The following is a 341-nucleotide window of genomic DNA, read 5'->3' as shown; positions in this document are numbered from 1 at the left end:
ACGGGCTCGAACCGCCGACCCCCTCCGTGTAAAGGAGATGCTCTACCAACTGAGCTAATCACCCACTTCGGTACTTCTTTTCGTGAAAGATAATCCTTCACGTTTTACAGCGGTTACCATTTTAGTAATGGTGGGTCGTGCAGGATGACTCGGCGTTCCTCGGCCTGCTGGCCCGTTGCTTAACGCAACGTTGTTTCGCTTCGCTCAACCGAACCTGCTGCAGGTTCACATCCTTCACGTTTTACAGCGGTTACCATTTAGTAATGGTGGGTCGTGCAGGATTCGAACCTGCGACCAATTGATTAAAAGTCAACTGCTCTACCAACTGAGCTAACGACCCG

Annotated in this window: 1 tRNA gene and 1 other RNA gene; both read right to left on the bottom strand. The window is 51.0% G+C overall.

Annotated features, from left to right (window positions below):
* Positions 1-128: 128 nt before the first annotated feature.
* Positions 129-252: non-coding RNA, RtT sRNA (locus AB3U87_RS22555), on the bottom strand.
* A 12-nt stretch (positions 253-264) separates the two neighbouring features.
* Positions 265-340 (bottom strand) — tRNA-Lys (locus AB3U87_RS22550).
* Between the last annotated feature and the right edge of the window lies 1 nt (position 341).

Origin of the sequence: Erwinia plantamica (assembly GCF_043420595.1) — a bacterium.
GTDB lineage: Bacteria > Pseudomonadota > Gammaproteobacteria > Enterobacterales > Enterobacteriaceae > Erwinia > Erwinia aeris.
The sequence above is the reverse complement of the archived record's forward strand: the minus strand, read 5'-3'. Positions and strand labels throughout refer to the sequence as shown.